This is a genomic window from Pantoea sp. YR525, from assembly GCF_900116775.1.
GTDB lineage: Bacteria > Pseudomonadota > Gammaproteobacteria > Enterobacterales > Enterobacteriaceae > Pantoea > Pantoea symbiotica.
Genome location: NZ_FPBU01000004.1, coordinates 333,830 through 357,920, shown reverse-complemented (window position 1 = coordinate 357,920; position 24,091 = coordinate 333,830). Strand labels below are relative to the sequence as shown.

The following is a 24,091-nucleotide window of genomic DNA, read 5'->3' as shown; positions in this document are numbered from 1 at the left end:
ATATGGTAACCAACCGGCAGCGCTACCGCGAAAAAGTCTCCCAGATGATCAGCTGGGGGCATTGGTTTGCCCTGTTTAATATTATCTTCGCGTTTATATTAGGCAGCCGCTACCTGTTGGTCGCCGACTGGCCCGCGTCGCTCGCGGGACGTATCTATGCCTTTACCAGCTGGATCGGTCATTTCAGTTTCATTGTCTTCGCGGGCTATCTGCTGATCATTTTCCCGCTCACCTTTGTGGTGATGTCACAGCGATTGCTGAGGGTGCTGTCGGCGATTATCGCCACCGCCGGGCTGACGCTGATTATGGTCGATAGCGCGGTATTCAGCCGCTTCCACTTGCACCTCAATCCGGTGGTGTGGGAGCTGGTGATTAACCCCGATCAAAGCGAGATGGCGCGTGACTGGCAGCTGATGTTTATTAGCGTGCCACTGATTTTCCTCGTCGAAATGCTGTTTGCGACCTGGAGCTGGCAAAAGCTGCGTAGCCTTAATCGGCGTTCGTTCGGTAAGCCGCTGGCCGCCCTGTTTATCAGCGCCTTCTTCGCTAGCCATCTGCTGTATATCTGGGCCGATGCCAACTTCTATCGCCCGATTACCATGCAGCGCGCCAATCTGCCGCTCTCCTATCCAATGACCGCGCGTCGCTTCCTTGAGCGTCACGGTTTGCTGGATGCGCAAGAGTATCAGCGCCGTTTGGTGCAACAGGGCGATCCAGAAGCGTTGTCAGTGCAGTATCCGCTGAGTGACATTACCTTCCGCGATGGCGGTACGCGCCACAATCTGCTGGTGCTGACCGTTGATGGCCTGAATAACGCCACCGTCGATAAAGCCCTGCCATCGCTTAATCATTTCGCCAGCGAAAATGTGCGCTTCACCCAGCACTACAGCGCGGGACTGCAGCCGGAAAAAGGGTTGTTTGGCCTGTTCTACGGCATCTCTTCCAGCTATATGGATGGCGTCTTAGCATCGCGCACGCCTTCCGCCCTGCTCAATGCGCTGAATGCGCAAGGGTATCAGTTTGGCTTGTTCTCATCGGACGGCTTTAGCCAACCGCTGTATCGTCAGGCTTTATTAGCAGACTATTCGCTGCCGCAGGCCGATACCCAGCCGAATAGCACCACGGTGACGCAGTGGCAAAACTGGCTCAACGGCCAGAGAGCAAACAGCGCACCATGGTTCTCGTGGATTGCCCTGAACGGTGTCACGGTTAATGGCGACAACCTGAAGGCGCGCCAGCGCAGCTATACGCGTCAGGCAAGCGGTGTCGATGAGCAAATTAATGCGGTGCTGCAAACCTTGCAGGATCGCGATTTGCTGAAAAACACCGTGGTGGTGATTACGGCGCAGCGTGCGGTTAATCTTGATAGCAACGATGATAATCCAGGTAATCGTGCGACCTTGCAGGTGCCGCTGGTGGTGCATTGGCCGAATACGCCCGCGCAAACCATCGATCGCCTGACCGATCAGCAGGATGTGATGACCACGCTGATGCAGCGTCTGCTGCACGTGCGCACCAACCCCGCCAACTTCTCGCAGGGTGAAGATCTGTTTGCCGCGCAACGCAGCCACGATTGGGTGGCGAGCAGCGAAGATGGCAAACTGGTGGTGACCACGCCAACCGTGACGCTGGTGCTGAATAACAACGGCAGCTACAGCGCTTATGATGCGCAGGGTAACAAGCTAAAAGATCATAAACCGCAGTTGGCGCTGCTGCTGCAGGTATTAACGGAAGAGAAGCGATTCGTCGCAAACTGATTAATTATGAGGCAGTTAAATGCTGCTCATATTGCAATCGTGCGCGGAAACAGTAATATTCTTCCACGTTCGGCACGTAGCGCAGCCTGGTAGCGCACGGTCATGGGGTGTCCGGGGTCGGAGGTTCAAATCCTCTCGTGCCGACCAAATCACTGCGAAAAAGGGATTATCTTTCGGGATAGTCCCTTTTTTCATATCTCAATAGTCTCGCCTACCAGCTACCGTGGAATCCACCGCCCATTGCTGAACCGCCACCAATATGATCACCACCACCTAAGCCATGCGCGCTATGAGTGTTAGCAGCATTATTAGCACCATTGCCGCTGCCACCAACAGAATGTGATGAGCCTTGATCATTTTTGGAACCTTTGCCCGGATTAGCCTGAAAGGCGGAAACATGTGAGACGGCAATTTGTGCTTCTGGATTAACCGCGGTAATAGCAGCGGCCGTAGTCACTTTGGTAACTCCGTTCACTGTCACACTGACTTTTGTATCTGGTTTCAAACTGCTTACAGCAACATTAATAGTTGCCCCATATCCCTGACGCGGCGACACACCTGAATAGGAAACAGCTTGCTGCATACCTTTAACCTGGTTTGTCAGGTTTGCATTGCCTTTAATGCCATAGTTAGCATCTTGTTGTGATTGAGTATTGACAGCATTGGCCAGTGCAGCGGCATATCCACGTTCCTCAGCTATTGCATTTGCTCTTGCTTCGCTTGCGCTATTCATCATTTGAGCATCATTACTATCGTGCAAAGTGCCACTTTCGTAAGCTCGGCTTTGGGCATCATTAATACGAGCTTGTGCAGCGGATGCCATACGACTTGAATGGCTAACGCCTTCCTGAGCCTGTGAAAAATCCATAGCATTCAGGTTAAAAGCAGCCATGCTAATGAATAAAGCAACAAAGGTAGATTTCACTTGTTAATTTCCGATTCGAATTAAGTTGACGTATTTATACACTTCTTATTGTTTTTAAATTTGACCTACGTCACCCTCAAACGTCTCTTATATAGAAACACACAGTTTATTTGTGTTCCCGATCTGGAAGATTAAATTTTTCCGCCACGCCCCCATCTCTTTAGAAATCAGAAGAAATATCAGATTATCGCCAATCTGAAGGTTATAAATGACTTTTAATCAGTAACTTACCGAAAGCAACCCAACCCGAGCCAGATCACATTTCTGGATAAATATGACAGCACTTCATCAAACTGAAACAAAACTGTCACAGAATTCTCTTACTCTTAGGTCTCTTGTTTTTTCGATGGAAACCATTATGGTCATCAAAGCAAAAAACCTGCAGGATGCGGAAGAACTCCTGCACTCGGGTATCAATAAAGTTGAACTGGCTTACGATATCGGCAGCGACGATTTCTTCCGTCTCGCCTCGCGTTGGTGCGATCGCGGTGCGCGCATCACCAAAGGCCATCAGCACTTCGTGGTGCAGATTAAAGGAATGGCTATTCCGCCAAACAACTAAAAGTAGGTGAGCCCCTTTGGCTTGCTCTCCATCCGGCTGGCTGGTAAAACTACGTTTTCCGTCAGCCGTGATTTTTTATGTTCGCCTCTCAAACGCCGCTTGTTCTGCCCTCTTCCCCGTTTATCCGTGCTGCTGGCATGTCGCTGGATGTCTTACCGATCGCCTGGTGTGAATTTGATCAACAACATTGGCATGCCGAGCTGCATCAGGCGTGGCAATTGCCGCTGCCCGCGTCGCTACAGAGCGCGGTGATCAAGCGCAAAGCCGAGCATCTGGCGAGTCGTTGGCTGGTGCAGCAAAACCTTGCGCACTTCGGCTTACCGCAATTTGTATTGTGTAATGCACCTGATCGTTCTCCGATGTGGCCCGCCGGCATTCAGGCGTCGCTGTCGCACACGCACAGCGTTGCAGTAATGGCTGCGACACGCGAGCCATTGTGCATTGGCGTGGACGTTGAGCAGATAATGGCGGAGGAAACCGCTGATGAAACTGCTGAAATGTTGATGAACATGGCGGAAAAACAGCGTCTGCTCGCGCAACCTTTGCCCTTTGCCCAAGCCGCTACGCTACTGTTTTCACTGAAAGAGAGTATTTACAAAGCGCTGTGGCCGCAGTTGCATCAGCCGATGGATTTTCTTCAGGCGGAAGTCGTAGAGCTGGACGTGCAGCAAGGCCGCGCAACGCTGCGCTTGTGTCGGGATTTTGATGGGCATTTCACCACGAAAGTATTGCTGCAGGCGCGTTTCTGGCTGGCTGGAAACCGCGTGATTACGCTGCTGACGCATCCGCTACCAAAATAAAAAACCAGCTCAGAAATAAACCCGAGCCGGTGACAACACAAGACGACAGAAAAGTGTTCCAGGGACGCAGAAACGAGGATTTCTGCTGGAAGTCACTTTACTCACTCCGCAACCTCTTGCCCAATAAGGGTTTTCGCTAAGCTTTCCCGGCTGGCGTTAATGGCCGGTATCGGTACGTTGCACCGCATCCAGCGTTGCCATATCGCGTTCGTTGCCGGTCAACTCACTCAGCTGACCTTCGCGCATCTCCAGCAAGCGATCGGCATGAATAAAGTAGTGATCGTCGTGGCTGATGGCGAACACCGTTTTGCCCGATTCCTGTAACCACGGCAGTAGCTCACGATAGAAGATGCGACGGAAATGCGGATCCTGATCCGCTGCCCATTCGTCGAGCAGCAGGATGTCGCGCTCTTCGGCAGCCGCCAGCAGCAGCGCCAGTCGCTTGCTCTGCCCTTTCGACAGTTGCAGATTGAGCACCTTGTTGCCTTCCAGCTTGAGCTTGTCCTGCATCTTCAGACGCTCCAGCCACTGCTGCACCAGCGCAGGATTGGCCGGTTGCCCCTGGTCGCCGATCAAGCGATCAAACAGATGTACGTCAGTAAACACCGCCGAGAAATGTTTGCGATACGCATCGAGGTTTTGCCAGTCAACCACTTTGCCGTCCAGCAGTAAGCTGCCCGATTGCGGTTGATACAGGCCGGTAAGCAACATCGCCAGCGTCGATTTTCCGCTGCCGTTGCCGCCAATCAGGAATACCAACTCGCCGCGACGCAGCGTCAAATTGATAGGCCCAACCTGGAATCCGTGCTCGCCGTAGTGGAAGCAGACGTCGCGCAGTTCCAGCGTTTGCCATTCGCTGACTTTTGGCAGCGCCTTGAAGGTTTCTTCATACGGTGCCAGTTCGAAGGTGTTGAGTTTGCGGAAGGCAACCTGCGCACTGAGCAGCGTCGGCAAGGCGCCAACCGCCGCCAGCAGCGGCGTGCGCAGGAACAGCAGCGTCAGCGAATAGGTTGCCGCCACTGCCGTGTTGGCCCAGCCCAATCCGTTCGCCATAAAGAACACGATGCCAATTGCGCCCAGCATCATGATATTCGACCAGTTCACCGCGCTGAGATGGAAGGTATCGGCACGCACAATATGGTGGCGATAGCTTTTGGCATTTTCCTGATAAACGCTGTCGTAAATCAGCTGCGCACGTTCGCGGTTGAGCTGCAGCTCTTTGCGCCCTTCAATAATGGTCTGGAAATCGCGATACAGGTCATCTTCGATCTCCCGCAACTTAGCCATGTGCTGATAAACCCGTGATACCAGCAACCAACCGCCAACCAGCGTCACCACCAGCCACAGGCAGGTGATCAGCAGCATTTTCGGTGAAAGCCAGGCGAGATAAAGCGCCGAACCCAGCGTAATAATGATGCCCTGAATCAGCTCGGGTAAACGCACGAAGGCGATGGTGATGGCGCGCACATCGCTGGTGAGGCCGGCCAGCAACTGAGCATTGCCGATCTGTTCGATGCGCTCCACGCGCGTGTCGAGGATCCGTTTGATGAATTCGCCGCGCAGCCGCCAGACAAAGTGGTGGCCGAGCATGGTCAACGCCAGCTGTGAGCCGAGCGTCACCGCCATCAGCAGGAACAGTTGGCCAAGGAAACTTGGCAGCACCGAAATCGAGGTATTCACCGCGACGATCAGCTCATTATTGATATAGGCAATCAGGCCGATACCGAGCACGGCACTTAACAACGTGAGAAGAATAACGCCAATAAAAGGCCAGCGGTACTGGCGAAAAACGACTTGCAGCAATGCCATCAAAGGGTTCCAGCGGTCAATAAAGCAGCCTGCAGTTTAATGTCGCCTTGGCTGATAGCAAGAATAATTCTCATCTCTTAGTTGCCTGAATGAATTGGTCGCCATGAATGGCGACCCTACGGATATATGGCGGGGTTTCGTAGGGTGCGCATTCATGCGCACCAGCATATAAACGCCGAAAGTGCCTAAAAAGCACGGCGGAAAGTCAGGTTGAAACGGAACGCGCCTGCCTGCGGATGAATGCCGGGTTTGAGCGGCAAAATGCCGTGATAACGCAGGCGCGATGGCCCGCCCCACACCACAATATCGCCATGTTCCAGCAGCACGCGCTGGGTGGCATCACCGCGTTCGAAACCACCGAACTGGAATACTGCAGGCAATCCTAATGAAACCGACACAATCGGCTGGCGCAGATCCTTCTCATCTTTATCCTGATGCAGCGTCAGTTTTGCGCCGGGTTCGTAGCGGTTAATCAGGCAGGCATCAGGATTAAAACCGGCAAAGCCCGCTTCGCGTGCGGTGTGCTGCGCCAGTTCGCGGAATAGCGCGGGCATCGGCGGCCAATGGTGTCCGCTGTTGCTGTCCTGCTCGGTATATTGATAACCGCGAGAATCGGTGGACCAACCAAAATCGCCGCAGTTAGTCATCGCCACCGACATGCGATGGCCGCCGGGCGTGATGCGATGGGCAAAGGGATTTTTAGCGGCGACGTCGTGAATCGCCGCCAGCAGCGCATCGCCCTGCTCGCGGGCACGACGTCGCAGAATCACCGCGCCATCCGCCAGCGGTTCCTGCCACGGCGCTTCGTCACTAAATAAATCCAGCATGTGCGCCTCCTTTATTGAGATGTCTGATCGATGAGGAAGGTTTTAAACTGCGGCGACATCCAGTGAGTAAAGCCGTCACCCTGCTTGCTGATCAAATAAACCGCCAGATGCTCTTTTAACGCCAACGCTTTAGCGCGTTCGCTGCCGAGCACCATTAAACCGGTATCCCAGCCATCCGCTTCCAGCGCGGTGGTGGCAATCACCGTCGCCGATACCAGCTTATGCTCAATCGGTCTGCCCGTGGGGGGATCGATGACGTGCGAAATGCGTTTGCCGTCCAGTTCATAATAGTTGCGATAGCTGCCGGAAGTGCTGATGCCGTGCCCTTGCAAATCAACACGCGCTTCCACCGCGTTTTCGCGATCGGTGGGTTTCTGGATCGCCACGCGCCACGGCTGCTGATTGGCATTAACGCCTCGGCTCAAAACCGCGCCGCCCACCGAAACCAGATAATTGGTGATACCTTGCTGCTCCATCAGGCGCGCCAGATGATCGGTGGCATAACCTTCGCCCATGGTCGAGAGATCGACATACAAGCCGGGCAGATCTTTCTGCAGCCATTGGCCGTCAACGCCCTGAATGACGCGCAGATGCTGCAAACCGGTCAGCGCTTGAGCTGCGGCGATTTCCGCCTCGCTGGGCGTGTGCGCCGGCTGCTTCGTCGGGCCAAAGCCCCATAGATTGACCAGCGGGCCGACGGTAATATCCATCGCACCCGAGGTTTTGTGCCCAATTCGCAGCGCTTCAGTGACAATATCCGCCATATCGGCGCTCACCGGCTGCGGAGTATTACCTTGATACTGATTAAAGCGCGACAGCACCGAATCGCTTTTCCATGTCGAGAGTTCGCCGTCATCACGATCCAGCTGTTGCTGAATCAGCTGCTGTAACACCGCTTTGCGCTGCGGATCAACCCCGGCAACGCTGACGCGCCACACGGTGCCCATGGTTTTGCCATCCAGCACCAGCGCGGGTTGGCTGCTGTTTTTTTCGCAACCGCTGAGTCCCAATGCCAGCAGGCTAAATAGCAGAATATTCTGAAAACGCATCAATTCCTCATCTGTAACGCATTACTACAGCCAATTACAAAGCATAACTCGCTTGTAAAGCAGTCTAAAGCTGCTTGATGTTCGATAAACGCTGACACAGGATAACCGGTTCCTGCAACGTTATGCCTACAGGAGCATCAGATGGTTTATATGATTGTCGCAATTACCGCCGCGCTGTTTATTTATGGCAGCTTCAAATGTTGGCAGACTTACCGCCATCGCCTGATTCAGCACTATCCTGCACGCCGACGTTAAATTATTGCACCAGAAAATCACCCTTCTGCACCGCTTCAGCGCTGGCGCAGTGTAGCAAAGTCGCTGCAAGGCGCGTGGCGCTGAGAGCGGTTCGCTGGCATGAATGCTGCATTGTTGAAGATGAGTTGAACTTCAGCGAGGTGCAGAATGGAAAATACTAAAACACAAAACAGTAAATGGCAGCACTGGCTTAGCTTCTCCGCCTTTACACTGGCGGGTGTCGCGATGGAAGGCAGCCTGACCGCCATCACCAACCCGCCGCCGCAACCGGCGCCCAAAGCCAAAAAATGGCGCGGTATCCAATAATCGCTACAACCCCAACTCACTCAGGCCCGGATGATCGTCCGGGCGCGTGCCAGCTGGCCAGTGGAACAGACGTTGGTCTGCGTGGATCGGCAGATCGTTGATGCAGGCGAATCGCTGAATCATCAAACCATCGGCGCCAAAGTGCCAGTTCTCATTGCCATAGCTGCGGAACCAGTTACCGCTGTCATCATGCCATTCATAGGCAAAGCGCACCGCCAGCTTATCTTCGTGCCACGCCCATAACTCTTTGATCAGTCGATAATCCAACTCTTTGACCCACTTGCGCTGCAGGAAGGTCACGACTTCTGCGCGCCCATTAACGAACTCACTGCGATTGCGCCAGCGCGTGTCTTCGCTGTACACCAGCGAAACACGCTGCGCATCGCAGCTGTTCCAGGCGTCTTCAGCCATGCGGACTTTCTGTAACGCGGTTTGTTGATTAAATGGTGGCACCAGCATGTTATTTCTCCCGATTAAGTAGACAGATCTGTCTACTTGATTCATCCTGCAGTATGTAGACAATTCTGTCTACATGCACACAAGGAATTTTTTATGCTTGAGCCTCTGATCTTTGATGCCAGCGCATCCGCGCGCGATCGTATCTTGCTGTGCGCGCAGCAGTTGTTTTACCAACAGGGCATTCGTGCCACCGGCGTGGATAAGGTGATTGCAGAAGCGGGCGTGACTAAAGTGACTTTCTATCGTCACTTTCCGGCGAAAAATGCGCTGGTGCTGGCGTTTTTGCAGCAGCGTCATCAGCGCTGGATGCTGGCGTTTCGTCATGCGCTGAATCAGCACGCGGCGTTGATCGATGCCCTGCCCGCAGCATTACTGAGCTGGTTCAGGGATGATGATTATCGCGGCTGCGCGTTTATTAATACCGCGGCGGAACTGGGCAGCACGTTACCGGAAGCCAGCGAAATTATTCGTCAGCATAAACGTGAGATGGCGCAGGCGATAAGCGACAAGTTGATGCCCGAGCAGCAGGTAAAAACGGCGCAAATGGTGTTGCTGGTTGAGGGCGCGATTGTGCAGGTACAGATTGGCGAGGATGCGGAACAGGTGGTTGAGGTGCTGCGTGCCGCGCTGAATGCGCTGCTGGAAACGGGAGCGTGACCGGCAAGTCACGCTCCATCACCCTTAGAACTGGTAAACCAAGCCCAGCGCTACGACGTCATCGGTATTGATACCGGCTGCGTCGGTGAAGTTGTTGTCGTCCAGCAGGTTGATCTGGTAATCAACGTAGGTCGACATGTTTTTATTGAAGTAGTAAGTTGCGCCTACATCAATGTATTTCTTCAGGTTCTGGCTGCCATAACCTTCGATGTCAGTCCCGCGAGAAGAGACGAATGCCAGAGATGGACGCAGGCCGAAGTCGAACTGGTACTGTGCCACCAATTCCCAGTTATCTGCTTTGTTAGCGTAACCGTAAACGGTGCCGCTATCGCTCGCACCGAAACGCGTCGCGTTATATGAACGGCTGTACATTGCGGCCAGGTAAACGTTGTTAGCGTCATACTTCAGCGCGCCGCTGTAAGCTTCGGCTTTATCACCGCGACCAAGAATGTTAGCAGTGCGCGGATTATTACCATTCTGGTTATTGGTACGGTCAGACTGGAACATCGCTGCACCAATACCGAAACCTGAACCCAGATCATAAGTGGTGCTCAGACCGTAGCCATCACCGTTCTCGCCCAGTACATCACGACCAGAGCCAGTAGATTCGGTTGGGTTATCGTTTTTGCCTTGATACTGAACCGCGAAGTTCCAGCCATCGACTAAACCGAAGAAGTTGGTATTACGATAGGTTGCGAGGCCGTTGCTGCGCTGGAACAGGAAGTTGTCCGCGCCGTAGGTATCGCCACCGAACTCTGGCAGAACGTCAGTCCATGCGCCGAGATCGTACATCACGCCGTAGTTACGGCCGTAATCGAATGAACCTGCATCACCAAATTTCAAACCGGCAAAACCAACACGCGTAAAGCTGTTAGCGGTGCCTTCGCTTTCTGCGGTGTTCAGTGCTGCCTGGTATTCCCACTGGCCGTAACCGGTCAGCTGATCGGTCACCTGAGTTTCACCTTTGAAGCCAAAACGCAGGTAAGACTGGTCACCGTCTGAGCTAGAGTTATCAGAGAAATAATGCAGACCATCCACTTTGCCGTAGAGGTCTAATTTGTTGCCATCTTTGTTGTAAATTTCAGCTGCGCTTGCTGATCCTGCAACCAGCAATGCAGGAATCATCAGGGAGAGAACGCGACGTTTCATTTTATTACCCTCTTTAATGTGCCTTTATTTTTGCCACTGCGAGCTGAACGATTAAAAATTCAGCCGGCAAGCCATTGTTATTTTATGTTGGGCAATAATCTATCACGAAAATGCTACTAAATTTCCAAAACTGTTTCATTCTATTTAATAGTTATTTCAGGATGTAAATATCGGGGAACTAATAACCAGCACAGATAGGTAAAAAATATAGCACTTTTTGCAAATATATAATTTAATCGTTTAAAAACATAAAATTACATGAGTTACATTTCCGCACTGAATGACAAAACTCTAACCCATCCAGAGCATACAATTATCCCCGCTATCATCATTTATTTCATTATTACCTTCATTCACCCCGAATGATTTGATTTACCCTAATTTCCCGCCGGGCTAGATTGCCCGGCATTTTTTTGCCCGAAATTCAGGCATCACCTTATATTGCGTAAAGTTAATTATGCGGGTTAAATTAACCATAATAATCGCCGCGCATTATTTGCCTCTTTCCGCACATTTTGTTCAATTCATAGCCTTAAAATGGCAATGTTAATTTCGGCACGTAACAAAGATCGCTGCAATAATAGTCGGCGCAGATTATCAACGCTCGCGCAGTGATTCCTTCGCTTTATTCAGCGGCTTAAGTAAATAATCCATGACGGTTTTCTGACCGGTTTTAATTTCAACATTGGCCACCATGCCGGGCATGATGGCGAATTTGCGTCCGCTTTTATTAGTCAGCTCGGCTTTTTGCGTGCGCACATAGACGCGATAGTAAAATTCGTCGTGGCGCACGTCGTCCTGCAACGTATCGGGTGAAACGGTTTCGACTTCTCCGCGCAGATCGCCATAGATGGAAGCGTCGTAGGCGGTGATCTTCACCACCGCAGGTAAACCCGGCCGAATGTAGCCGATATCGCGCGGATTGATGCGCGTCTCAATCAGCAGCTGATCCTCCAGCGGCACAATCTCCATCAGCTTGCCACCCGGCTCCAGCACGCCGCCCACGGTGGTCACGCGCACATCTTTCACAATGCCGCGCACCGGCGAAATCAGCGTGGTGCGCGTCAGCAGATCCTGCTTGCCCGCCGCCACCTGCAATTGCGCATCCAGTTCACCGTTGTTCTTCACCTGCTCTTCATGAGCGCGCACATAATAATCGTTGCGTGCTTCGTCGATTTTGCCGCGCAGATCGCTCACCTGGCGACGCAGACGAATCACATCAACCTTGCCCGCCGCACCGCGCAGCATCAGCGGTTCCGTCACGTTGAGCTCTGCCTGCACCAACGTCAGCGATTGCTGCAAATTACCGATGGTCTCGATAAAGTTCTGCCGCCGTGCCTGATAGAGCTGCGTTTCACGCGCCACCAGCTCGGGATGTTGCAGGATATCGGTACTGAATTTCAGCGGCGTATCGCTGAGCTCGGCCTGTAAACGTTCAGAGGAGGCTCGCAACGTGCGCACCCGCGCAATCGCTTCACCAAAATTGGTTTGAAAGCGCGTGGGATCGAGCGTTGCCAGCACCTCGCCGCGCTGCACGATATTGCCTTCGTACACATCGAGCTGTTTGACGATGCCGCCATCAAGGCTATCGATGATCTGCGCGCGGCTGGAAGGCGTGACTTTGCCGATGCCCACCGTCACTTCATCCAGCACCGCAAAGTACGCCCACAGCAGAAACAGCAGCAGCGCCACCACGCACAGCCAGATGATGGCCGAGGTGCGACGTTCACGCCGCGCCAGTTCTTTATCCAGCAACACCACGCTCATGCCGCATCTCCTTTTTTACTGGCTGCATGACGCAGAATCTCGTCGCGCGCGCCATCGGCCACAATGCGACCGTTATCCATCACGATAATGCGATCGACCATGTGCAGCAGCGCGGGACGATGCGTCACCAGCACCAGCGTGCGCCCGGTTACCCATTGCGCCAGCTGACGAATCACCTGCGCTTCCAGCTGTTCATCCATCGCCGCCGTCGGTTCATCCAGCAAAACCACCTGCGGCTGGCGCAGAATCAGCCGGCTGAGCAGCACCATTTGCCGCTGGCCGCCAGACAAGCCGCGTCCGCCTTCATGAATAATGCGATCGAGGCTGGCAGCGTCCTGCTGCACCAGCGCTAACGCGCTGCTGATGTGCAGCGCCTGCAGCATCTCCTGCTCGCTAGCGTGAGGATTGCCGAGCAGCAGGTTCTGGCGCAGCGTACCGAAAAACAGCCGCGCATCCTGCGACAGCCAGCCAAGCTGACGCCGCAGATCGACCGGATCGATGCAGGTGAGATCGACGCCGTCCACCAGCACTTTTCCCTGGCTGGCGCGCGCCTGACCGGCCAGCATTTTCAGCAGCGTCGATTTACCCGATCCGACTTTACCGAGGATCGCCACACGTTCACCGGGCGTGATCTGCAGCTGCGGAATGTTAAGCACGCTATTACCGCTCTCCTCTTCATAGCGGTAATGCACGTTTTGCAGTTGATAGCTGCCGGTAAGCACCGGACAGTGCGCCAGCGTGGCGTGATCGGGTTGGTCGAGCGGCTTTTTCAGCAGCTCATCCAGCCCTTTCATTGCCGATTTAGCATGCTGCCAGCGCGAGAACACCATGGTGAGCTGCATCAGCGGCGCGATGGTGCGTGACGAGAGCAAGCTGCACGCCACTAGCGTGCCGGTGGTGATCTGATTGTCGAGCACCAGATAGACACCGAACACCAACATCCCGGCATAGGTGAGCTGCTGCACGCTGGCCGACCAACCGGTGAGGCGCGCACCCCACAAACGTTGTTGATTGCTGATGGCCGCGCTGACTTCGTGCGTTTGCTCCCATTGCCGCTGAAAATAGGGTTCCGCTTGCAGCGCTTTGATGTCTTCGACGCCTTCAAGGGTTTCCACCAGCACCGCCTGGCGCAGCGCGCTTTCACGCAACCCTTCCTGCGCCAGCCGCGCCATTGGGATCTGCACCAGCAAGCCGGGAATGACAATCAGCGGAATCGCCAGTAACGGAATCAGCACCAGCCAGCCGCCAATCGACGCCATGATCAGCAGAAACAGCAGCACAAACGGCAGGTCGGCGGCGGCATTCACCGTGGTGGAAGTCAGCAGCTCGCGTACCTGATCAATTTCACGCAGTTGGGCAATAAAGGAGCCAGTAGAACGCGGGCGCGCTTCGTTGCGGATATTCATCGCCCGCGCAAACAGCATGGCGGATATTTTCAGGTCGATGCGTTTGCCCATCAGATCGGAAACCTGGGTGCGCATCAGGCGAATCAGATACTCGATCGCCGCAGCCAGCACCACACCGGCAAACAGCACCCACAACGTCGGCTGCGACTGCGCCGGAATCACCCGATCGTAGACCTGCATGGAAAACAAAATGCCCGCCAGCGCCAGCACGTTGCCAACCAGCGATGCCAGGCTGATCTCCGCGATGCGCCGCTTCATGCCGTGAAAATTATGCCAGAACCAGTGCGGCTGATACGGCTGCACAAACTCGTCGATGCGCGCATCGCGCGCCCGTGCCGCCACGCCAATTACGCCAACCTGCATGTCGGCCTGCAGTAACAAATCCTGCAGCTGACCTGCGCGCACCACATCGCCACTTTCACTCAGCCAGTAACGCACACCACCTTTGCTATCCACCTCTTCTATCAACGCCACGCTGCCGTTTTCCAACAGCAGCAATACCGGCACGATTTCCTGCCGCCAGCGCAGTTTGCTATGCGGCACCAGCATGAAATGCAGGCCTAACAGCCCGGCTAAACGTTCTAATTGTTGCGTCGGCGCCAGATGTTGAAACCAGCGCATCTGCTGACGCAGCGTGCTGGCGTCTGCTGGTTTACCGAAGCGTGCCGCCACGCGCAGCATCGCCGCGATGCCGTTGTCGCTGTTGAAGGGTTGTGCAGTCATCCTTGTTGTCCCGTGAGAAATGAGAGTGAGCTGGCAACCGCTAGCCGAGGTCGCTAGCGGTTGATGTGCGGATTAAGCAAGGTTCTGAACCTGATGTTGCTGCAGATGATCGGCGAGGGTGTAGCTGCTATCGCTGGCGTTATAGTGGCTCTCCGTGGCGCGCGCATCGCTGTGCTGAGCGGCGGCGCTGTCGCCTGACGGCTGATTCAGCGTAACGGTCGGCACCTGATGCGTAGCGACGTTGAACAGGTTTTCGATGATTTGCGTGTCGTGGTTACCGTACTCATCCCAGCGCGTGGCCAGCGGCGACACTTCACCATCCGGCAGCGCCTGCAGATCGTCGGCGCTGATGGTCACCATGCCATTGACCGGCGTGTAGTTTTTGCCGTTGAGCGTCAGCTCCTTTACGCCTTCAAGATAGAAACTGAGATCGTGCTGTGCTTCCTGCTGACTCAGCGTGGTATCGCCGCCAATATCAATTTCGTAATAGATGTCTGGCAATTTGGTGACCACGTTGAGTTCCAGCAATGCGTCGGTACTGTTGCCGGCGCCATCCTGCGCATATACACGCACTTCGCCCAGGGAAATGAAACTCGCCACTTCAGTGGACGGAATCGTTACCTGCCAGTGACCATCGCTGCCAATCTGCGCGTGATAGACCGCATCACCACTGCACAGCAACAGTTGCTGGCCCGGCACCATCACCGAGAGGTCGCCGCTAAAGGTGAGATCGTTTTGGCTCTCTTCTTTATTGATCACGTTGTCCGCCGTGACCTTATCGAAGCTGATGTGCGGCAAACTGCTGACGTGGGTAATTAAGGTGACATCCTGCTGATAAGCGGTGGTTTTGCCGTTGGGATCGGTGGCGCTGACTTTCAGGCTATAGACGCCATCCTGTAATGCCTGAAGATCTTGTGAGGGAATGGCGGCGGTCCATTCGCCTTTGTCATTAACGCCGCCAATATATTTATTGCCGGCTAAGATCACCGTGATATGGCTGTTCGCCGGCATATGCGTGACGCTACCGTGCACCTCCACGCCGTAAATCCCTTCTGCCACGTTGACCGCGTTATCCCCGCTGATTGGATCCATCGTCAGCGTGGGCTTGATGGTTTTATCCACGTAAACCCCGAAGCCCACCTGCGTATCGGTGCTGTTGCCAGCTTTGTCGGTGATGGTTAGCGTCAACGAATAGGCGCCATCGGCTAATCCGTTGAGCACCGAAGGCGGCATTGAGGCATTCCAGTAACCCCATTTATTCACCGTGCTGTGCCAGCTTTCACCGTTAAAGCTCAGCGTTACGGTGGCGCCCGGTTCGGATTCGGCGCGACCGCGCAGGTGAATGTTCCTGCCGGATTCCCAGGCGGCGATCACACCATCCATCGCTATGGGTTCATACGGACGTAGCGGCGCGGGCGGCGTGGTATCCACGCTGCGCGTTTGCAAAGTTGAAGCGTCGTCTGCCACCGGATAAAGGCTGACCGCGGATTGCAGAATCGCCGCTAATTGTTGTTCTGATTGACGTGAAGACATAGGTAACCTCGTTACAGGGAATGTATTGCAGCGGCCATTAAGCTTATTAATGATTTAAGCGTACCGGTGCGCCATACAGGCCGTTAATAAACGGTCCGCTTCGCCTGATGAAAACGGGTTACCTGCAGGTAACAAGGATTAAAATAAGACACAGCAAAACTCTCCCAATCGGGAGAAATAATCTCGATCTCGCTATATTCCGCATCGGGAACCGATGGGATGACTAACATATCGGTTTTAGGTGGTCGCTGCCTATTGGCGAAAATCCGGAAATGCGTGCTTTGCGACAGCGCCAAAAAATTGACGTGTAAGCCGCGTGTGGCGCGGAATCTTTCATCAGTATACTGCATCATTCAGCAGAAAAAATTTTACTTAAGTCACTCCAGTTTTGGTTGGCACTTGCCAGGAAAGTTCTGGAAAAGCGTAGCGATGCATGAAAAATCGGTAATATGCCTGTTTCTGGCGTTTAATCGCTGCCATCCGAATTGTCTGATGCGCGGTGTGACGCCCGCTTTGATGCTAAACTTCGTCGCTTCAACCGCTACTGAAAAATACTCTTTATGACAGCACTGGACGCCGCGCCGCACAATAAATTGCATCACCGTGTCAACCTTGGGACACGCATCGTTTTCCTTATCGCCGGGTTGGGTATGTCCGCATGGGCACCGCTGGTGCCATTCGCCAGCCAGCGTCTGACGTTGAGCGGCGCGTCATTGGGCGGTTTACTGCTGTGTTTAGGCATTGGATCGCTGGCGGCGATGCCGATTACCGGCGGTTTAATCGCGCGTTTCGGTGGTCGTCGGGTGATGTTGTGCTCCACGCTGGTGGTGCTGGCGGTGTTACCGCTGCTGGCAACACTCGATGTGATGTGGCTGATGGCCGCCACCTTGATGGTGTTTGGTGCCGGACTCGGCATGCTGGACGTGGCGATGAACGTGCAGGCGGTGGAAGTAGAAAAAGCCGCGCGCAAGCCGATGATGTCCGGTTTCCACGGTTTCTTTAGCCTCGGCGGCATTATCGGCGCGGGTTCCGTCAGCCTGCTGCTCGGCAGCGGCCTGACACCGTTGCAAGCGGTTGGCGCGGTGATGGTGCTGATTGTGTTGCTATTGGTATGGAGCCTGCCGACGCTGATGACCGAGCGCCTGCATCAGCCCGATCAGCCGTGGCTGGTAATCCCGCGCGGCTGGGTGGCTTTCCTCGGTTTGCTCTGCTTTATTCTGTTTCTTGCCGAAGGCGCGGTGCTGGATTGGGGCGCGCTGTTGCTGCTGCAAAGCCCGGAGATGAGCCCGGCGCACGCCGGTTTGGGTTATGCGGTGTTCTCGGTGGCGATGACCATTGGTCGTCTGACCGGCGATAAAGTGATTCAACGCTTTGGCCGTTATCCGGTGATGTTGACCGGTGCGTTAGCCGCTGCAGCGGGCATGACGCTGGCGGTGTTGTTACCCTGGCCGCAAATTGCGCTGCTGGCTTTCCTGCTGGTGGGTTTTGGTCTCGCCAATACGGTACCGATGTTGTTCAATGCTGCCGGGAATCAACACGATATGCCGTCGAATCTGGCGATTTCGGCCATGACAACGTTAGGCTATGCAGGTATTCTTTCAGGTCCGGCTTTAATCGGATTAATTTCCCAGTGGATCAGCCTGAGTGGTGCATTTTTGCTTATCGCTCTGCTGCTGCTGGCCGTCGCTGCCAGTGCCCGACGGGTTGCGCGCTAATTCCATGATCCTGAGACACTATGCTGCCTTATAAATTTCCTCTGACATCCGGCAATGTAACGCGCTTTTTCGTGGTGTTTAACCTGGTGCTTTTTCTGGCGCTGGGCGCGATGGTGCACAATAGCGTCAATGCCTGGATTACAGAGAAGCGCTATGCGATGACCGATTTGGCGCGCGCGATGCAGAAACGTATCGATGCGTCGCGCTTCGCTACGTGGCAGATCTATGAAAACCTTGCCACCAGCGCCGCCGGATCGTCGCCGAACAGCAATCTTCAGGAAACCCGCCTGCGCCCGGATGTCTATTATCTGGAAAAAACCCGCCGCAAAACCGAAGCGCTGATTTTTGGTTCGCACGATAGCAGCACGCTGGATATGACCATGCGCATGTCCAACTATCTCGATACGCTGTGGGGCGCGGAAAATCCGACCTGGTCGATGTACTTCCTTAATGGTCAGGATAACAGCCTGATTATGATCTCCACGCTGCCGCTGAAAGACATGGCGACGCGTTATAAAGAGAGCGCGATTAATACGCTGGTTGATAGCCGCCGCGCCGAAATGTTGCAGCAGGCCAATGCGCTGGATGAGCGTGAAAGCTTCTCGCCGCTGCGTCATTTCGCCTGGCAGAACGATCACTACTTTACGCTGCGCACCACCTTCAATCAGCCAGGCCATTTAGCCACCGTGGTGGCGTTCGATTTGCCGGTTAACGATCTGATCCCGCGCAATATGCCGCTGGAGAATTTCCAGCTGCGTCAGGACGCCGCGCAAACTTCCACCACCGCCACCACCAGCGACGATACCAGCAGCGAAAGCACCCACGTGGCGCTGGTAAACCCGAATCTGGAGATCGCCGCATCGCTGCCAAGTACGTCGCTGCAGCTTGTATATCGCGTACCGCTCACCAGTCTGGCGCTGGATACACTGCATAACCTGATGTGGCCGCTGCTGATTAACCTTGTGCTGTTTTTGCTTTCAATTGCCGGTATTACACTGCTGCGTCAGCAGTCGCTGCGCCCGAACGAAAACCAGAGCGCCGAGCTGGATTCACTGCGTATGCTGAATGAAGAGATCGTGGCCAGCTTGCCGGTTGGTTTGCTGGTGTATGACTTCGCCACCAACCGCACGCTACTCAGCAATAAAATTGCTGAACACCTGTTGCCGCACCTGAATTTGCAGAAAATCATCAATATGTCGGATCAGCATCAGGGTGTATTGCAGGCGACCATCAATAACGAAGTGTATGAGATTCGCCACGCGCGCAGCGTGCTGTCGCCGCATACCCAGCTGTTTATGATGCGCGATCAGGACCGTGAATTGCTGGTGAATAAGAAGCTGCAGAAAGCGCAACAGGTGCTGGATCGCAATCACCAGATGCGTCAGCAACTGATGCACAATCTCGGCCATGCGCTTAATCGTCCGCTGCAAAGCATGGTTAAGCAGTTGGTGCAACTTAGCCAGCGCGACGATGATGAAAGCGTGCTCGATCTGCTCGACGAGAGCCAGGGATTGGCGCGCCTGGTGGATGACATCGTGCTGCTCAATCGCCTTGAAGCGCATGACTGGTCTCCAGATGCCAGCGTGTTCAACCTGCAGGATATGCTGGATGAAATCGCGCTGGAAAGCCTGCCGCTGCTGCGCCGTAAAGGTTTAGCGCTGGTGGTGAACAACCATTTAGCCAATGACGAGATGCGCTTTGGCGATCGTCGTGCGCTGCGTAAAGTGCTGACCACGTTGATGCACTATTCGCTGACTACCACGCGCTGGGGCAAGATTTCGCTGGAGATTAAAACCACTGAAGACAAGCCTAATCAGGTCTTGCTGCAGCTGGTGGATACCGGCGCTGGCTTGAGCGTCGATGAACTGGCGAATGTCGATTTCCCCTATCTTGGTGAAACCACGCAGGATCGTTTTGGCCAGGCGTCCGGCATGGCATTTTTCCTCTGTAAGCAACTGTGCAAACAGATGGGCGGCCAGCTGGAAATCATCGCTAAACCCGATATCGGCACACGCTACAACATCCAATTGCCGCTGGCGTTAGAGCAGCAAGGCGAGCAGGAAGAGAAACTGCTGGAAGGCGTGACCGCGTTGGTGGATATCGCCGTCGAAGATGTACACAAGATCGTTTGCCGCCACCTCGAAAACTGGGGCGCGAAATGCCTGACGTCGGATGAGCGTTTAACCGGTCAGGATCATGATGTGCTGGTGACCGACGATCCCGCCCGTCTGAACGGTTGGGCGCTGTTACTGGCCGGTGACGAAATGGGTCATCACGCGTTGAACGATCAACAATTCCGGGTCAACTTCAATCTCAGTAATGCACTGCTTGATGCGCTGCTGGCCCTGATTGAAAAGCAGCTTTCTCATGATTTGTTAGAGGAGAGTCGCGAAGATGAAGAAGCCACGCCGCTGATGAGCGGAGGCTATTTCCAGCTGTTTACCGAGACAGTACCGCCAGATGTGAAGAGACTGTATACTGAAGCGGCGGAAAAGGATTATCCCTCGCTTGCTCAGACAGCACATCGCCTGAAAGGCGTGTTTGCCATGCTCAATCTGGGGTCAGGTAAACTGCTTTGTGAAGCGTTAGAACAACACATTAAAGTATGTGACGATTTAACCATTAAAAATACCACCAGTGAAATTGACGCGTACGTCAGCCAACTGCTGCAGCAAGGTAACCAATAAGATGAATAACTTGAACGTAATTATTGCCGATGACCATCCGATCGTTCTGTTCGGTATCCGTAAGTCACTGGAACAGATTGAATGGGTTAACGTTGTAGGTGAGTTTGAAGACTCAACAGCATTAGTAAACAGCTTGCCTAAACTGGACGCCAATGTCCTGATTACCGACCTCTCCATGCCAGGCGAGAAGTACGGTGACGGTATCACCCTGATTAAATACATCAAACGTCACTATCCGGATCTCTCGATTATCGTTCTTACCATGAACAATAACCCAGCGATCCTGAGCGCGGTGTTGGATCTGGATATTGAAGGGATCGTACTGAAGCAAGGCGCGCCAACCGATCTGCCAAAAGCACTGGCTGCTCTGCAGAAAGGCAAAAAATATACGCCGGAAAGCGTGGCAAAACTGCTGGAGCGCATCAGCGCTGGCGGTTACGGTGACAAACGTCTGTCGCCGAAAGAGAGTGAAGTACTGCGTCTGTTCGCAGAAGGTTTCCTGGTGACTGAGATCGCTAAGAAACTGAACCGCAGTATCAAAACCATCAGTAGCCAGAAGAAATCAGCCATGATGAAACTGGGCGTGGAAAACGATATCGCGCTGCTGAACTATCTCTCTTCTGTTAGCGCCACTCAGGTCGACAAAGAGTAATCCTCAATGGGCGGCGTCTTCTGACACCGCCCGTTTTTTTGCTCGCGTGTTACGTCTCTTCCCTGCCCTTTCGAACGCGTTCCGCATACACCGCCAGCGTACTTTTCAGTACATCCAACGTAACCGGCTTCGACAAACAGTTATCCATGCCCGCATCCATGCAGCGCTGCTTCTCTTCCGCTAACGCATTAGCCGTGACGCCAATTACCGGGAAAGTATGTCCTAACTGACGCAGACGTTGTGTCAGGCGATAACCATCCATGTTCGGCATGTTCACATCGCTCAGTACGATATCGATATGGTTGCGGCTCAGCACGTTCAGCGCATCCACGCCGTCCTGCGCGGTTTTGGTCTGATAACCCACGGTGCCCAACTGTTCCGACAGCAGCATGCGGTTGATCGGATGGTCATCAACAATCAGCACGATGATATCTTCGAAAGTCGCGGCCGCTTTTGGCGCGGTTAACGGCAGCGGCGTGGCGGTTTCGCTATTGATGTTGATGCGATAGATGCGGCCCAACAGCTGCGGCAGATCGTGCAGCATCGCGCTGCTCTGGATCCATTGACCCGGCGCGGTTTCGTGCGGCATATCGATGTGCTGACCACAGATACGAATATGCGCGCGTCCGCTTTGCGCAGCGGGCTCATCGTGATCGCTGATGATCACATCATCCGCTGCCGCCTGGCCGTGATAATACGCCACCTGAATACCCTGCTGTTGCAGCAGACGCAGCAGGAAGCTGGCGAGATATTCATTGCGCATATCCAGCCAGATGGCTTTTTCCTGCAAGCCGTCCAGCAGCGGTGGTGCCGCCATCTGACCGGAATAGATCGGAATGCGCACGATAAACTGGCTGCCCATGCCCGGTTCGGAATCGACTTCGATATCGCCGTCCATCATGTTGATCAGCTTTTCACAGATCGCCAGCCCTAAGCCGGTTCCCTGGAAGTTACGCTGCACGCCCGAACCTACCTGGAAGAACGGGTCAAACAGGCGCGTCACCTCTTTGGCCGGAATACCGACGCCGGTATCACGCACGCGGAACGCCAGATATCCCTCTTTGACGTAAGCATGCAGGATGATGCAGCCGGTATGGGTGAATTTGATGGCGTTGTTCAGCAGGTTGGATATCACCTGTTGCAGACGCATGGCATCGCCATCCATGGTCAGCGGCACATCGTTTTCGATAAACACATACAGCGTCAGGCGTTTACGCACCACCAGCGAGAGATAGTTGCTGGCAATGTGATTGACCACTTCACGCGGCGAGAAAGGATGTGGCTCAATTTTCAGCTGTTCGGATTCAATCTTCGAGAAGTCGAGGATGTCGCTGATGATCTTCAGCAGCAGGCTCGACGAGTTGTTCATCGCCGTCACCAGTGAATCGACGCCTTTCGGCAGCACTTTGGTTTGCAGCAGATCGAGGTTACCGATAATGCCGTACAGCGGCGTGCGCAGTTCATGGCTGACGGTGGCAAGGAACATCGATTTCGACTGGCTGGCCTGCTCGGCTGAGTGCGCCATCTCCTGCAGCGACTGCTCCATGCGCACGCGCGCCGAGACATCGACCAGCACGCAAATCGCCACGTTTTCATTGCGATAACGCGAATGCACAAAGCTGATTTGCAGGTTGGTATTGCTGCCAGTCAGCACATCGACAAAGTTGACCTGCTGACCGCCAATGATTTCATTCAGACGCTGGCGATCTTCCTGCGTCAGCAGCGTCAGATAGTTATGTGCCAGCTCGTTACTCAGAATGTTGGTGCCGTCGCTGGTGCGCAGAATACAGATGCCGACCGGCGCCGAGGCGACAATCTTGCGGTTGAACTGTTCGTGCTCCTCCAGCCGATGCGCATTCTCTTCGGCCGGCAGGAACATGCGGCGCTCAAAAATCCACGCCAGCGTAAACAGAATCACCGCCGTAAAGATGTTGAGCAGCAGCGCGTTAATCAGCATCAGCTTGAGCTGATCCATCAACACGTCGGTGGAAAGCGACCACACCACATTGAGGTTTGACGGCGGCAGCGGCTTCTTCAGCACCAGTTGGCGATAGCTGTCGAGATAGCCGAACCAGGTGCTGTTGTCCGGCAGATCGTCAAGCGAGTAGCCCGGCCCGCCACGACGTGAACTGAGCAGCGGACGGTAGTTTTCATCGGTGATGGTGGCCACCAGCGGCAAACCGCCCGGCTGAATGAACTCATCAAGGCGGATATTCTGCTCCACGCCCAGCAGCGCCTGCAGCTTGTTCGCCACATACACCGGCATCACCATATAGAAGTTGCCGACGCCCGGCTGCGCGCTGCTGGTGATCCAGTACATCGGCTGGCGGCGCTCTTCTTCATTGCCGTTGCGATAGTGCAACACGCGTTCACGCAGCGCTTTCAGGCTACGTTCACGATCGACTGAATTGTTGCTGCCGATGGTGAAATCGGCCAGACACTGGTTTTCGCCACCGATGAAGAACACGCGGTTCAATTCATACGCCGAAGCAAAATTGCTTTTCCAGTAATTGATGTAGTAGCTGAGCGAATCCAGCGAGTTGCGCCAGGTGTTGCTCATTGAGGTGCAGTCGCCATCGGAAAACAGCGGCGTGAACTGCGGCAGCGCGCCTTTGCCTGGCGGCAAACCGTTAAGCACATCCAGACCATTAGCGCTGCTGCTCAGGCGATTTTCGGTGATGTATTTCAGCTCGCGCATCACATCCGCCGAGTGGCGGACGTACCACTCAGCCTGACCGTAATTGGTAGCAAACTCCTGACGCACCGCGTTCTCTTTCTCGTGCAGCACGTTGATGATGTAGAAAGTGGTCAGCAGCGCACCCAGCGCCCAGAGCAACAACGCCAGCGCACGAAATAGATAGCGCGAAATTCGAAGCGTAGTGCGAAAGGAGACAAGATATTTCAAAAGAGGCTCACTGGCGGTAAGAGTTATCAGGATGTTGAAAAGCTTTCATACACTAGCTTTATCGGCCCTAAAAAGCCAGCTAGCCCGCGCCTTTAGCGGAAAACTCAGATAAAAAAACGGCAGGTCAGTTCCTGACCTGCCGTTTCAT

The 24,091-nt window shown here is 54.2% G+C and carries 19 protein-coding genes and 1 tRNA gene; 10 read left to right on the top strand and 10 right to left on the bottom strand.

Annotated elements, in window-relative coordinates; translation table 11 throughout:
• Positions 1 to 2: 2 nt before the first annotated feature.
• Together yejM and BM323_RS10540 are read left to right on the top strand one after the other, a co-directional pair.
• A complete protein-coding gene (gene yejM / locus BM323_RS10545) occupies positions 3 to 1,757 on the top strand; it encodes an LPS biosynthesis-modulating metalloenzyme YejM (protein ID WP_008105037.1) in 1,755 nt (584 codons plus the stop codon).
• A gap of 70 nt (positions 1,758 to 1,827) precedes the next feature.
• A tRNA-Pro gene (locus BM323_RS10540) sits at positions 1,828 to 1,904 on the top strand.
• Positions 1,905 to 1,968: 64 nt separating this feature from the next.
• On the opposite strand, the gene BM323_RS10535 is transcribed toward BM323_RS10540, so the two are convergent.
• Positions 1,969 to 2,682, bottom strand: a complete 714-nt coding sequence (locus BM323_RS10535; protein WP_008105077.1) for a hypothetical protein — start codon at positions 2,680 to 2,682, stop codon at positions 1,969 to 1,971.
• Between the two features lie 358 nt (positions 2,683 to 3,040).
• On the opposite strand from BM323_RS10535, the gene BM323_RS10530 reads away from it, so the two are divergent.
• Together BM323_RS10530 and BM323_RS10525 are read left to right on the top strand one after the other, a co-directional pair.
• Complete coding sequence (locus BM323_RS10530; RefSeq protein WP_008105079.1) at positions 3,041 to 3,244, top strand: hypothetical protein; 204 nt, start codon at positions 3,041 to 3,043, stop codon at positions 3,242 to 3,244.
• Between the two features lie 77 nt (positions 3,245 to 3,321).
• A complete protein-coding gene (locus tag BM323_RS10525; protein WP_008105080.1) occupies positions 3,322 to 4,044 on the top strand; it encodes a 4'-phosphopantetheinyl transferase family protein in 723 nt (240 codons plus the stop codon).
• Positions 4,045 to 4,200: 156 nt separating this feature from the next.
• Here BM323_RS10525 and BM323_RS10520 read toward each other — a convergent pair whose 3' ends face one another.
• From BM323_RS10520 to apbE, 3 genes are all read right to left on the bottom strand, one after another.
• The gene (locus BM323_RS10520) at positions 4,201 to 5,853 is read right to left on the bottom strand and encodes a multidrug ABC transporter permease/ATP-binding protein (protein WP_008105082.1); all 1,653 of its coding nucleotides are present in this window, start codon (positions 5,851 to 5,853) and stop codon (positions 4,201 to 4,203) included.
• Positions 5,854 to 6,038: 185 nt separating this feature from the next.
• Positions 6,039 to 6,680 (bottom strand): DNA oxidative demethylase AlkB, encoded by a 642-nt coding sequence (gene alkB, locus BM323_RS10515; protein WP_008105085.1) that lies wholly within the window; start codon positions 6,678 to 6,680, stop codon positions 6,039 to 6,041.
• An 11-nt stretch (positions 6,681 to 6,691) separates the two neighbouring features.
• A complete protein-coding gene (apbE, locus tag BM323_RS10510) occupies positions 6,692 to 7,729 on the bottom strand; it encodes an FAD:protein FMN transferase ApbE (RefSeq protein WP_008105087.1) in 1,038 nt (345 codons plus the stop codon).
• Between the two features lie 402 nt (positions 7,730 to 8,131).
• Between apbE and BM323_RS24485 the strand changes: the two genes are divergently transcribed.
• Positions 8,132 to 8,290: a hypothetical protein gene (locus BM323_RS24485; RefSeq protein ID WP_008105090.1), complete on the top strand. Its 159-nt coding sequence runs from the start codon at positions 8,132 to 8,134 to the stop codon at positions 8,288 to 8,290.
• A 3-nt stretch (positions 8,291 to 8,293) separates the two neighbouring features.
• Here BM323_RS24485 and BM323_RS10505 read toward each other — a convergent pair whose 3' ends face one another.
• On the bottom strand, positions 8,294 to 8,749 hold the full coding sequence (locus BM323_RS10505) for a nuclear transport factor 2 family protein (protein WP_008105092.1): 456 nt from the start codon (positions 8,747 to 8,749) through the stop codon (positions 8,294 to 8,296).
• Positions 8,750 to 8,842: 93 nt separating this feature from the next.
• Between BM323_RS10505 and BM323_RS10500 the strand changes: the two genes are divergently transcribed.
• Positions 8,843 to 9,406 (top strand): TetR/AcrR family transcriptional regulator, encoded by a 564-nt coding sequence (locus BM323_RS10500; RefSeq protein ID WP_091003729.1) that lies wholly within the window; start codon positions 8,843 to 8,845, stop codon positions 9,404 to 9,406.
• 24 nt (positions 9,407 to 9,430) lie between these two features.
• Here the strand turns inward: BM323_RS10500 and ompC are convergent, their stop codons facing one another.
• From ompC to BM323_RS10480, 4 genes are all read right to left on the bottom strand, one after another.
• Positions 9,431 to 10,555 (bottom strand): porin OmpC, encoded by a 1,125-nt coding sequence (ompC, locus tag BM323_RS10495; RefSeq protein WP_008105096.1) that lies wholly within the window; start codon positions 10,553 to 10,555, stop codon positions 9,431 to 9,433.
• Positions 10,556 to 11,152: 597 nt separating this feature from the next.
• Complete coding sequence (locus tag BM323_RS10490; RefSeq protein WP_008105099.1) at positions 11,153 to 12,322, bottom strand: putative HlyD family type I secretion protein; 1,170 nt, start codon at positions 12,320 to 12,322, stop codon at positions 11,153 to 11,155.
• Entirely contained in the window at positions 12,319 to 14,451 is a 2,133-nt protein-coding gene (locus tag BM323_RS10485) for a type I secretion system permease/ATPase (protein WP_008105100.1), read from the bottom strand. The genes BM323_RS10490 and BM323_RS10485 overlap by 4 nt, the downstream gene beginning before the upstream one ends.
• A 72-nt stretch (positions 14,452 to 14,523) precedes the next feature.
• Positions 14,524 to 15,984, bottom strand: coding sequence for an Ig-like domain-containing protein (locus BM323_RS10480; protein ID WP_008105102.1), 1,461 nt, complete (start codon positions 15,982 to 15,984; stop codon positions 14,524 to 14,526).
• Between the two features lie 219 nt (positions 15,985 to 16,203).
• Here BM323_RS10480 and BM323_RS24295 point away from each other — a divergent pair, with 219 nt between their 5' ends.
• Genes BM323_RS24295 through rcsB form a run of 4 tightly spaced genes read left to right on the top strand, consistent with a single transcriptional unit; the run spans position 16,204 to position 21,038 of the window.
• Positions 16,204 to 16,548: a hypothetical protein gene (locus BM323_RS24295; protein WP_008105105.1), complete on the top strand. Its 345-nt coding sequence runs from the start codon at positions 16,204 to 16,206 to the stop codon at positions 16,546 to 16,548.
• Positions 16,545 to 17,699, top strand: a complete 1,155-nt coding sequence (locus BM323_RS10470) for an MFS transporter (RefSeq protein WP_008105107.1) — start codon at positions 16,545 to 16,547, stop codon at positions 17,697 to 17,699. Before BM323_RS24295 ends, BM323_RS10470 begins: the two co-directional genes overlap by 4 nt.
• A 23-nt stretch (positions 17,700 to 17,722) precedes the next feature.
• Positions 17,723 to 20,386, top strand: a complete 2,664-nt coding sequence (rcsD, locus tag BM323_RS10465) for a phosphotransferase RcsD (RefSeq protein ID WP_036648519.1) — start codon at positions 17,723 to 17,725, stop codon at positions 20,384 to 20,386.
• Between the two features lies 1 nt (position 20,387).
• Complete coding sequence (gene rcsB / locus BM323_RS10460) at positions 20,388 to 21,038, top strand: response regulator transcription factor RcsB (RefSeq protein ID WP_007889370.1); 651 nt, start codon at positions 20,388 to 20,390, stop codon at positions 21,036 to 21,038.
• A gap of 49 nt (positions 21,039 to 21,087) precedes the next feature.
• Here rcsB and rcsC read toward each other — a convergent pair whose 3' ends face one another.
• A complete protein-coding gene (gene rcsC / locus BM323_RS10455) occupies positions 21,088 to 23,943 on the bottom strand; it encodes a two-component system sensor histidine kinase RcsC (protein WP_008105111.1) in 2,856 nt (951 codons plus the stop codon).
• Positions 23,944 to 24,091: the final 148 nt, after the last annotated feature.